The sequence below is a fragment of the Micromonospora sp. CPCC 205561 genome (assembly GCF_036906775.1).
GTDB lineage: Bacteria > Actinomycetota > Actinomycetes > Mycobacteriales > Micromonosporaceae > Micromonospora.
In genome coordinates, this window is sequence record NZ_JBAKHV010000003.1 from 21,782 (window position 1) to 32,809 (window position 11,028).

The 11,028-nt window shown below is 75.7% G+C and carries 9 protein-coding genes; 3 read left to right on the top strand and 6 right to left on the bottom strand.

The annotated features are described in order from the left end of the window. Positions 1-151: 151 nt before the first annotated feature. The 6 genes from V6V16_RS03670 to V6V16_RS03695 form a co-directional block, all read right to left on the bottom strand. Positions 152-1,318, bottom strand: coding sequence for a carbohydrate-binding protein (locus tag V6V16_RS03670; protein ID WP_334559449.1), 1,167 nt, complete (start codon positions 1,316-1,318; stop codon positions 152-154). A gap of 87 nt (positions 1,319-1,405) precedes the next feature. Continuing rightward, complete coding sequence (locus V6V16_RS03675) at positions 1,406-2,287, bottom strand: carbohydrate ABC transporter permease (RefSeq protein WP_334559450.1); 882 nt, start codon at positions 2,285-2,287, stop codon at positions 1,406-1,408. Next, on the bottom strand, positions 2,284-3,210 hold the full coding sequence (locus V6V16_RS03680) for a carbohydrate ABC transporter permease (protein ID WP_334559452.1): 927 nt from the start codon (positions 3,208-3,210) through the stop codon (positions 2,284-2,286). Before V6V16_RS03680 ends, V6V16_RS03675 begins: the two co-directional genes overlap by 4 nt. Positions 3,211-3,212: 2 nt before the next feature. Next, positions 3,213-4,631: an N-acetylglucosamine/diacetylchitobiose ABC transporter substrate-binding protein gene (ngcE, locus tag V6V16_RS03685; RefSeq protein WP_334559454.1), complete on the bottom strand. Its 1,419-nt coding sequence runs from the start codon at positions 4,629-4,631 to the stop codon at positions 3,213-3,215. A 17-nt stretch (positions 4,632-4,648) separates the two neighbouring features. Next, positions 4,649-5,398, bottom strand: coding sequence for an SIS domain-containing protein (locus tag V6V16_RS03690; RefSeq protein ID WP_334559456.1), 750 nt, complete (start codon positions 5,396-5,398; stop codon positions 4,649-4,651). Continuing rightward, positions 5,395-6,306 (bottom strand): MurR/RpiR family transcriptional regulator, encoded by a 912-nt coding sequence (locus V6V16_RS03695; protein ID WP_334559458.1) that lies wholly within the window; start codon positions 6,304-6,306, stop codon positions 5,395-5,397. The genes V6V16_RS03690 and V6V16_RS03695 overlap by 4 nt, the downstream gene beginning before the upstream one ends. Before the next feature lie 57 nt (positions 6,307-6,363). On the opposite strand from V6V16_RS03695, the gene V6V16_RS03700 reads away from it, so the two are divergent. The 3 genes from V6V16_RS03700 to V6V16_RS03710 all read left to right on the top strand — a co-directional run bounded on the left by V6V16_RS03700 (position 6,364) and on the right by V6V16_RS03710 (position 11,013). After that, positions 6,364-7,446 (top strand): N-acetylglucosamine kinase, encoded by a 1,083-nt coding sequence (locus V6V16_RS03700; protein ID WP_334559460.1) that lies wholly within the window; start codon positions 6,364-6,366, stop codon positions 7,444-7,446. A 256-nt stretch (positions 7,447-7,702) separates the two neighbouring features. Beyond that, a complete protein-coding gene (locus V6V16_RS03705) occupies positions 7,703-8,161 on the top strand; it encodes a hypothetical protein (protein ID WP_334559462.1) in 459 nt (152 codons plus the stop codon). Further along, complete coding sequence (locus tag V6V16_RS03710; RefSeq protein WP_334559464.1) at positions 8,158-11,013, top strand: M48 family metalloprotease; 2,856 nt, start codon at positions 8,158-8,160, stop codon at positions 11,011-11,013. Before V6V16_RS03705 ends, V6V16_RS03710 begins: the two co-directional genes overlap by 4 nt. The last annotated feature ends 15 nt before the right edge of the window (positions 11,014-11,028 follow it).

Sequence of the window (11,028 nt, forward strand, 5' to 3'; positions counted from 1 at the left end):
GTTCCGCACCGGCCCGCGCCGGCACCCGGCCTCGGAGCACCGGCAGCGTCCGGCACCGGGCCACGACCGGGAGCGTCCGGCCCGGCTCCGGTCCGCAGCGGGTCCGGTGCGGGCGCCGCCGCCCTGGCGACGGCGACGCCCCGTCCCGGTCTCAGCAGGGGCCGAGGTCGCGCCACTGCGCGGTGAGCCCCGGCTCGGAGCCGAGCGTCCACCAGTTCGCCTGCCAGAGCCGGCCGTTGTGCCGCACCCGCTGGCCGCCGAGGTACACCGTGCCCCGGTCCCAGTTCGGCGCGCCCGCGCAGTTCGCCGGCGGCGGCGACGAGGGAGGCGGGGACGACGGCGGGGGCGAGGACGGCACGCCGGTGGGCGTCGGCGAGGAGGTGCCCGGCGGCGGCGTGGGGCAGGCGCCGCCCGCGCCGACCGTGTCGGTGTGCGTGGTGCCGGCGGAGCGGTGACCCGCCACCCGCGTCGCCACCTCGGCCGGCGTCAGCACCTGCCGGTCGACGAAGTACAGCCAGTCGACCTGCTGGTGGTAGGTGCTGCGCCCGCCGGTGTGAGTGACCAGGTCGATGAACCACAGGTTGAAGTTGATCGACATCGGCGTCTCCGGGTAGTACCGGTCGCCGTGGTCGGCCACCTGCCGGCCGTCCACGTAGTACTTCACCCGGCCCTGCGAGACGGTGAACACGAGGTCGTGCCAGCCGTCGAAGCTGCTGCGCTGCGCGGTGTGGGTGTTGTCGGCCACCCAGGGCTCGTTCTGGTAGGTCTCCCAGGTGGTCTGGTAGAAGATCGGACCCTGTTCGCCCCACCCTCCGTTGGGTAGGTACTCGAAGTCGATCTCGCCGTAGTTCGGGTCCATCGGACGGTCCAGCGGGGTGATCGTGAAGAACGTCTCGACGAGACGGTCGCCGTCGTTGCCGACGACCGGCGCGTCGGCGAAGCGCACCCGGGCCGCGTACGTGCCCTCGAAGAACGCCCGCCGCTGGAACAGTTCGGCATGGCTGGTGCCGGCGGCGGTGCCGTCGGTGGAGGCGGCGAGCTGGAGCACCTTCTGCCCGCCGGAGGTCGGGAACGAGATGTTGGACGCCGGCCACGACGCGCCCGGCACGCCGGGGCCGCCGGCGTTGGTGCGCACCGTCCAGTTGCGGGCCGGCAGCGCGGGGTCGGCCGACGACGCGTACGCGAAGTCGTCGAACAGCACGCCGCAGGTCTCGGCCGCGGCGGCGGCGCTGCCGCCCGGGCCGAACGCGGCGATCGCGGCGACGGTGGCCAGCGCCGCCGACGCTGCGGCGAAGGCCGTACGGGATCTCCGTGACATGGGGGTTCTCCTCACGGTGGGAGGGAAAGGGGTACGCGCGGGACGGGCGACGACGACCGCCCGCGCGGCGGAGCCGAACGGAAGGGCCTACCTGATCGCCCCCGCGGTGAGGCCGGTGCGGATCTGCCGTTGGAAGAGCACGTACGCGGCGAGCACCGGCAGCATCGCGATGGTGAGGCCGGCGAAGAGGCCGCTCCAGTCGCTGCGGTAGCCCTGGCTGACCGACAGCGCGGCCAGGCCCTGCGCGAGCACGTACCGGTCGGGGTCGGGGTTGAGCACCAGCGGGAGCAGGTACTGGTTCCACAGCCCCAGGAAGTTGAAGATCGCGATGCTGATCAGGCCGGGCCTGGCCAGCGGCAGCATCACCCGGACGAGGACGCCCCAGTGCGAACAGCCGTCGAGGAACGCCGCCTCGGCGAGGGCGGTCGGCAGCGAGCGGAAGAACGCGTGCAGGAAGAAGACGGTGAACGGCAACGCGTACGCGGTGTAGACGAGGATCAGGCCCGGGTAGGTGCCGAGCAGGCCGAGCTGCTCGACGACGAAGAAGAGCGGCACCAGGGCCAGGAACACCGGGAAGAGCAGCCCGGAGACGAACGTGTAGTAGACGATCCGGTTACCGCGGAACTGGTAGCGGGCCAGGGCGTAGGCGACGGTCGAGCCCAGCCCCATGGTGAGGACGAGCGCCGCCCCGACCACGATCGCGCTGTTGCCGACGTACCGGCCGATGGAGGCCTGCTCCCAGGCCCGCGACCAGTTGTCGAAGCGCGGCTGCTCCGGCAGCGTCCACGGGCTGGTGAGGATCTCGCGGTCGGTCTTGAGGGAGCTGACGACCGCCCAGAGCAGGGGCAACGTGACGATCGCCGCCCACGCCACGAGGAAGACGTGCGGGCCCCAGGTGCCGCCGCGGCGTCGGCGCCGCGACGGCGGCGCGGGTGGCGCGTCGACGGGGCGTTCGGCGATGGTGGTCACGTGTACTCCACCCGCTCCCGGCGTCCGGCCCGCATCGCCACGACGGCGACGGCGAGCGTGAGGAAGAACAGCGCGACGCCCATCGCCGCGGCGTAGCCGAACCGCCCGTACGTGAAGGCGTTGCGGTACAGCCCGAGACCCATCACCTCGGTCGCTCCGTCCGGCCCGCCCGGGCCGACGGTCATGATCTGCACGACCGCGAAGCCGTCCAGGGCGAGCACGCCGAGGTAGACGAACGCGACCTGGACGTTGTCCCAGAGCAGCGGCACGACGACGCGCCACAGGACGGCGAGGCGCCCGGCGCCGTCGAGCACCGCCGCCTCCAGCACCTCGCGCGGGATCGACTCCATCGCGGCGCCGAAGAGCACCATGTAGAAGCCGACCGACGACCAGACCAGCACCGCCATGACCGCCCAGAGGGCGACGGCCGGGTCACCGAGCCAGCTGCGGGCCAGCGCGTCGAGCCCGACCCCGCGCAGAAAGCCGTTGAGCAGCCCGTCGTTGGGGCCGTAGACGAACTGCCAGAGCACCGCGACGATCGGCAGCGAGAGCACCTGCGGCAGGAAGTACGCCACCTTGTACAGCTCGCCGCCCCGGACGGCGGACGGCCCGGCGGTCCCGCCACGCCCGCCGAACGAGACCAGCCCGGCCAGCAGCAGCCCGAGGACGACGGTGACCGCCGGCACGACGAGGAGCATCAGCCCGTTGTTGCGCAACGCGGCGTGGAACAGCGGATCGTCGGCCAGCCGGCGGAAGTTCTCCAGCCCGACGAAGCCCACCTCCCCGGAGACGCCGGTCCAGTCGGTGAGGGCCAGGTAGAACGCCTGCGCGTACGGCGAGAGCACGAACACCGCGTACAGGGCGAGGGCGGGCAGGATCGCGCCGGCGAGGAACCGGTTCCGGCCGGACCGGACGGTCGTCATCGCTACCGCTCGTACTTCGTGACGGCGCGGTCGGCCGCGACGGCGTCCGCCGCCTTCTGGATCCGGTCGGCCCACTGGGCGGGCGTGACGCGCCGGGTGGCCAGCTCGCCCGTGGCGTCGTCGACCGCCTTGGCCAGCGGCGCGTACCAGGTGCGGAAGCGGTAGGCGAACGTGTGCGAGGCGGCCGCGTCGACGGCGGCCTTCACCGAGCCGAGCCCGCTGGAGAGGGTGAGGCCGTCGGTCGCCCCGGACACCGTGGGCAGGGTGGAGTTCAGCTCGGCGAACCGCCGGGCGGCCGGCTTCGAGAACAGGACGCGCAGGAAGTCCAGACCACCGCGCGGATTCTTCGCCCTGGCCGGCACGACGAACGACTCGCTGCTGGCCGCCTGCAGCCCGCTCACCGGCATCCGATCGCCGCCGCCGAGGGACGGTACCGGGGCCATCACCATGTCGAAGCCGTCGGGGGCCACGCCCTTCTGCTCGGCCTCCAGCCACGATCCACACGGGATGATCGCGGCGCGCCCCCGGCACCAGGCGGCCTGGGCCTCGGTGTGCGACAACGCCTCCGAGCCGGACAGGAGGTAGCCGCGCCCGGCCAGCTCGGCGATGGCGGTGGCCGCGTCGAGCAGCGCCGGCTGCCGCCACGCGTCGGGCTCGAGGTTGTCGACCGCCTTGACGAGATCGGTCCCGCCGGCCTTGGCCGCCATGGCCAGCAGCGGGTCGTTCAGGTACTCCGGGTACTTGCCCTGGTACGTCCACGGCGCGGCGCCGCTCTTCTTGATCTCGGCGCAGAGCGCCAGCATCGCGTCCCAGGTGGTCGGGAAGGTCCAGCCGTTGCGCTCGAAGAGCGGCCGGGAGTACCACAGCCCCCAGACGGTGTAGGTGAAGTTGAGCGTGCGCGGTACGCCGTCGAACGTGCCGTCGTCGACGACCCCCGGCAGCAGCGTGTCGCGTACCTTCTTGCCGCCGCCGTCGAGCGCCGGGGCGTCGAGCAGCTCACTCAGGTCGGTGAGCTTGCCGGCGGCGACGAGCGTGGCCAGGTCGAGCCGTCCGGCGCCGGTGTTGTCGACGACGTCCGGCGGGGTGTCGGCGACGAACCGCGGCTGGAGCGCCTCACCCACCTTCTGGATGCCCTTGTGGTCGACCGTCGCACCCGGGTGCCGCTCCTGGTAGAGCTTCTCGGCGTGGACGGCGTACTCGTCGCCGTAACCGCCCTTGAAGATGACGACCTCGAGCGGTGTCGCGTCGGGCACGCCGAGCGGGTTGTCGGCGCTCTTCGCGCCCTGGGCGGCCGGGGCGCCGTCGCCGCCGCCGCCGGCGGTGACACAGCCGGTCAGGGGCACCGCGGCGGCGGCCGCGGTCGCGCGCAGCACGGCGCGCCGGGTGGTCGGGTGGCGTCGCTGCGGAGAAGAGGGGTTCATGACTGGGCTCGCCTTCTCTAGGCGGCGCGCCGGATGCGCCCGGCGTACCGCGCCTCCAACTCCTGGTTGTGCCGGTCTCCGCCGGGAACGTTCGCCGACAGGTAGACCGGGGGCGTCTCACCGGCGGCGACTAGCCGGGCCACCACCTCGCACACGACCTGCTGGGCCAGCAGGGCGCCGGTGACGGACGAGATCGCGCCGACCGCTCCCCCGCCGTCGATCGGCAGGGCGGCGTCGCCGAACGGGGCGCCGTTGTCGAGCACCACGTCGGCGAGGTCGGCCAGCCGCCGGCCGCTCGGGTGCCGGGGCGGGACGGCGTTCGTGTGGGCGAGGGAGGTGATCGCCACCAGGCCGTGGCCGTGTTCGCGTACCAGGCGCGCCAGCTCCACCACCACGCCGTTGACGCCCGAGTTCGAGGCGATCACGAAGACGTCGTCGGGCTTGACGGGGGCCAGCTCGTAGAGACGGTGGGCGACCGTCGGGTCGCGCTCGAGGAGCGGGTCGTCGAGCGACGCCCGCTCGGCCCCGCCGTACAGGACGATGTCGCGCAGCGCGATGCGGTTGGTCGGCACGAGGCCGCCGGCCCTTCCGGCGATCTCCATGGCCAGGGCCTCGGAGTGGCCGCTGCCGAACGCCTGCACCACGCCGCCGGCGCGCAACCCGGCCGTCAGCAGGTCGGCGGCGCGACGCACGGCGTCCTGCTGGGTGGCGGCCACGTGCGCGATCGCGGCGTTGACCGCGGTGAGGTACTCCTGGGCGCCGATCATCGTTCCTCCGGTCGGTGGCGCCGCCGTGGCCGGCGGCTCTCGTCGGGCAGGCGGTGGGCGGCGACCGCACGGGCGGTCACCTCGAAGGCCGCGGTGGTACGGCGGTACGTGCGCTGCGCCACCGCGACGTAGATCAGGTCGAGCACGAGCAACTGGGAGTGCAGCGCCGACAGCGCGGCGAGCCTGAACGTCGTCTCCTGCACGGCGGTCGTCATCACGACGTCGGCCACCTCGGCCAGCGGCGAGCGGGGGAACGAGGTGACGGCGACGGTCAGCGCGCCGTGGTCGGCCGCCTCGGAGAGCACCTCGATGACCTCGCGGGTGCGGCCGCTGTGCGACAGCCCGATCGCCACGTCGCCCGGCTCCAGCAGCGCGGCGTTGGTGAGCGCGGTGTGCGGGTCGGGGCGGTGCCAGCACGGCACCCGGATCCGTTCGAGGCGGAACGCCATCTCACGGGCCGCGTTGCCGGAGCTGCCCAGGCCGAACAGCTCGACCCGGCGCGCCTCGGCCACGGCAGCCGCCACCCGGTCGACGGCGGCGAGGTCGACCTGGCCGGCCGTGTCCTGGATCGCCCGCCCGTCGGCCGAGGCGACGACGTCCAGCAGATGGCCGAGCGGGTCGTCGGGGCCGATCTCGCGGTCGATGTCGGTGTCCCAGCGGGCCTGCGCCGCCCGGCCGGTCTCGGTGGCGACGGCCACCCGCAGCTCGGCGTAGCCCCGGTAGCCGAAGGTGCGGCAGAAGCGGGTGACCGTGGCCGTCGAGGTGCCGGCCCGCTCGGCCAGGTCGACGATCGTGGACCGGGCCGTCTCCTCGGGGTCTCCGAGCAGCCGCTCGCCGACCCGTTGGAGAGCCTCGGGCAGGGTCGGCAGCTCGGTGCGGACGCGGCCCAGCAACCCGGTCCCGACCATCGGCATTCCTTTCACAGAACTCTTGTGGTGAGCAAAATTATGATTGAACGTTGACTGATGTCAATACTTTGCACATCGACAGCCCTCGTTCTCGGTGCCGACTGCGGCGGCTCGGCGACCCGGGTGGTCGTGGCGACGCCCGACGGGCGGGTCGTCGGCCGCGGCCGGGCCGGCGCCGGCAACCCGGCCACCCAGCCGCCGGCCGAGGCCGCTTGCACCCTGGTCGCGGCGGCACGGGAGGCCCTCGCCGGGCATGATCCGGCGCGGGTCGCGGGGGCGGCGGTGGGGCTGGCCGGACGGGCGGCCCTGGACCGCCCGGCGGTGGCGGCGATCTACCTGGACGCCTGGCGGGCGACCGGGCTGACGTGCCCGCTGCGGACGGTGGGCGACGCGGTGGTGGCCTTCGCGGCCGGCACGCCGGCGCCGTCGGGCACGGTGTTGATCGCCGGGACCGGGGCCGTCGCGGTGCGGATCGTCGAGCGGTCGGTGGGCCGTACCGCCGACGGACTGGGCTGGCTGCTGGGCGACGAGGGCGGTGGCTTCTGGCTCGGCCTCGAAGCGGCCCGGCTGACCGCCCGGACGCTGGCCGCCGGCGGCCGCGGGGGCGGGCCCCTGGTCGACGCCGTGTCCACCGCCGTGCTCGACGCCGCCGTCCCACCCGCCCACACCGGTCCCCCATCCGTCCCCCGCGCCACCGGGCAGGCCGCCGAGGCGCCCGCGGAACCGACCGGCGCGGCCGGCGACGGCTTCGTCACCGCGTTCTACGCGCTGCCCCGCGACCGGGTGGCGGGGCTGGCCCCGCTCGTGCTCGACGCCGCCCGCGTCGGCGACCGGGACGCGCACCGCCTGATCGGGGCGGCCGCCGGCCGGCTCGCCGCCACCGTGCGTGCCGTCGCGCCCGGCCGCGGGCCCCTCGTCCTGGCCGGTGGCCTGCTCACCGGCCCGCCGGAGGTCCGCGCCGCGCTCCTGGCCCGCCTCGGACGCCGCCCGGTGACGGTCGCCGGCGACCCGGCCGGCGCGGCGGCCTGGCTCGCCGCCCGCGACCTCGCGCCCGCCGCCGCCGAACACCGCGCGTTCGTCACGCCGTCGCCGCGACGGCTGGGCCCGGCGCCCGGAACGCCGGCGCGGCGGGCGCCCTGAGGCGACATGGCGCTCCCGGTCGGGGCGCCGCCGCCACGGCGGCCGGCACCGGACGGCTCACGAAGCCCTGGGCATCCGGCGCGCGCCCGTACGGTGCTGCGGGAGCGGCCGGTCGGACGGCCCGTTGTCGCAGCGGACCGTCGGTTCCTGGTCGGTACTGTCGGCCTCGAACTCCTCGGGCCGCACCACCGGGTCGTGGTGCCGGAAACCTTACTGTCGGGCTTCGAGGCTGGCGCCGTACCGGCACGATGGCATCGTGACCGATCCTCAGCGCATCGCCGTCAATCTGGTCGTGGACGCCGCCCACGCGGCGGTCCGTCGAATCGCCCCCGAGGAGCTTCCGGTCTTCGACGAGGTGGCCGCCGGCTGGCGACGGCAGCTGTCGACGGGAGGCGTGAGCTGGTCCGTCCCGCAGGGCGGGGTCGGCTTCGGCATCGACGTCACCCTGGTCACCGAACTCGTGCTCCAGGTGGTGGCCGCCGCCGTGGGCGAGGTGTTGGTCCTCGGCGCCACCACCGTCCGGGCCGGCCTGCTGCGTCGCCGCCGCGAACTGCCCGCCCCGCCCGACACCCGGGCGGGGCTGGATCCCGAACAGGCGCGCCGGCTGCGTGAGGCGTGCCACCGGCACGCGCTGGCGCTGGGCCTGGACGCCGGCCGGGCGGAACTGCTCGCCGACGCGGCCGTCGGCGCGATGGTCGAGCCACCCGACGCATGACCGGGCCCGGCGCCGGCGAGGCCCACCGCGACGGCGGTACGGCCGCGGACGGCACGACCGGCGGCGATCGTGGCGGCGACGACGGCGGCCCCGGTGCGGGCCCACGCCCCGCTCCGGACCGGCTCGGCTGGCTCTACGCACTCGTGCTGGCGTCCCTGGTCAGCGTCGGGATCAGCGCGGGTGGCCTCTACTTCCTCGCCGACCGCTCGCTCTCCCGGCCCTGGGCGACCGCCGTCGACGTCTGCACCCGGGCCCACCCGGTGGAGGCGGCGCAGCGGTCGCCCGCCCGCGACCGCTGCCTGGCCGGGCAGTTCGGCCGGCGTGGAGTGGCCATGCTCGCCGGAGCGGGGATCGCGCTGGGCGCGACGGCGGCGCTCGTCCTGGTCCTGCCGCTGGCCGACCGGCGACGGCTCCGCCGCCGGCTCACCGTGCCGGGCGCGCAGGAACGCTTCGTCGAGCTCTGCGACCGCACCGGGTTGGCCGGGCGACGTCGACCGAGGTTGGTCGTCGCCGCCCCGCCCGTACGGCAGGCGTACACCACCGGTGGTGTGCTCGGCCGGCCGACGGTGGTGCTCCCGGCGGCCGTCGCGGTGGCCCACGCCGACCCGGCGCGGTTCGACCCCGTGGTGGCGCACGAACTCGCGCACGTCCTCGCCCGGGACGTGGCCTGGGCGTCGGCCGTCCGTGCCCTGATCTGGCTGCCGGTGCCGGCGGTGCTCGCCGCCGGCCTGCTCGAGGTGGCCTTCTTCGGGCCGAACGCCACCTACCTGACGGCGCTCGGCCGGGCGACGGTCGTCACGGTGCTGACCGCCCTGCTGGCGGCCGGGCTGCTGCGGCGGCGCGAGCGGGAAGCCGACCGGTACGCCGCCGGCCACGGCCACGGCGAGCACCTGGCCGCGCTGCTCCGCGCCGGGACCGCTCGTCGCCCGCGGCGTCGGCCGCTCGCCCGGCATCCGGATCCGGCGGCCCGGGCGGCGGCGCTCGGCCGGCCGGTCGACCCGCCGGGCGGCGTGACCCACGGGCTGGCGGTCGGCGCGGTCGCGATGCTGGCGATGGGCGCCGCCGACGCCCTCGTACGGGACCTCTTCCTCACCGCGCAGGCGGCCGTCGGCCCGCCCGTCGCGGTCTGCGTCGGCGCCGTCCTGCTGAGCCTCGGACTGCTGCCCGCGCTGCTCCGCCGGGCCGCCGCCGGCGTGGGCGGCTGGTGGCGACCCGTTCTCGGCGCGGCCATCGGCTTCGCGGTGACGGCGTTCGTCGCCACCGCACTACCGGTTCCGGGAAGCTCGGGCGTCTCTGCCCGGCCGGACGTCTCCGTCGCGCTGTTCGTCGCCGCGCTCGCGGGGCCACTCGCCGCGTCGGTGGCCGGCCTCTGCGTGCTGCTGGCCCGACTGGTGGTCGCCCGCCGGACCGCTTCGGTCGGCTGGCGTTCGGCCACGTACCTGGTGGCGGCGTCCGCCGGTGTCGCGGTCCTCTGGCCGTTGCCGGCGGTGGCGTCCGTGCCGACCGACGGCCACGCGGCCCGCGACTGGCTGGTCTTCGCGCTGCCCCGCAGCGGTTGGCCGCTGCTCGCGCTGCTGGTACCGGTGCTGGTCGGCCTGCTGCTGCGCGGGGCCGCAGAGGGGCACCGACGCCCATTGCGCCGGTGGGACCGGGGGGTCGTGGCGGCGGTCCTGACCGCCGTGCTGGTCGGTGCGGGAGCCGCCGTGTGGCGGACCGAGCTGTTCCCGCCGGGCACCCTGGCCGAGGCGGGCCGGCAGGCCCAACAGCGCTGGCTGCTCTGCGCGCTCACCGGCTGGGCGGTCCTGGTGGTACTCGCGCTCGGCCGTCGTGCAGGTGTCGGCCGGGCGCTGACCGCGGGCTGGGCGGCCGGCACGGCGGCGGCGCTGTTGCAGTACGCGCACGCCCTGGTGACGGGACGGGCGGACGGGTGGGACACCGTCGGGGCGCACCTGCTGGCCCCGCTGGCCTGGCTCGGCCACCTCGTCGCGTTCACCCTGCCGTTCCTGGTGTCCCGGCCGACCGCGCCCGCGGCGACCCCGTCGTCCCCGGCAAGCACCCGGGCACCCGTGGCGGCGGTCGCGGTGCTGGCGGCACTGCTCGCGGGGGTGGTGCTGGGGCCGGGGATCCCCGGGGCGTACGCCCCGCTTCCGGTGGCCGGTCCCACCGCAGCGGCGGCGCCCTCCGTGGCTCCGGTGGAGTCGCCGACGCCCGGCGCCACCCCGGCGCCCTCGCGCCCCGTCGCGGGGCGGCCCGACCCCGGTCGGCTGCTCAGCCGCGCGGAGGCCCGCCGGGCGGCCGGCGCGGTGCGGGCGGTGCTGCCGCCGGGCTGGCGGGTTCCGCCGGACCGGAGTGCCGGCGGCGACTCCCGGATCGACCCGTCGGCCTGCCGGCCACTGGCCGAGGACTCCTACCTGGACCGGCTCGGCGGAGTCGAACGGGTCCGGGAGCGGGCCCGCTACGCCACGGTGCCCGGCCTCACCGCCACCGCGTCGGCCGAACTGGTGATCGAGGTCAGGTCCCACGCCGAACCGGTGCCCGCGTCGGTGCTCGCCGAGGCGGAGTCGGCGCGGCGGGCCTGTCCCCGCTTCACCGCGCGGGGCACGGACGGCTCGGCGGTACGGTTCGCGGTCGACGCCCAGCCGCCACCCGGGCTCGGTGAGCAGGCCTGGCGGGTGGACTACCGGCTCGCTCTGGGCAGCGGGCAGACCCGGATCACCGGACGGTCGGCCTTCGTGATCGTCCGGGTGGGACACAACCTCGTGACCGTCCACGCCACCGCCGTGACGGAGCCACTGGACGAGCGGCTGCTCGGCGCGGCGGTCGAAGCCGCGGTGGTGGGACTGACCGGCTGACCGGCGCGGGTCCCG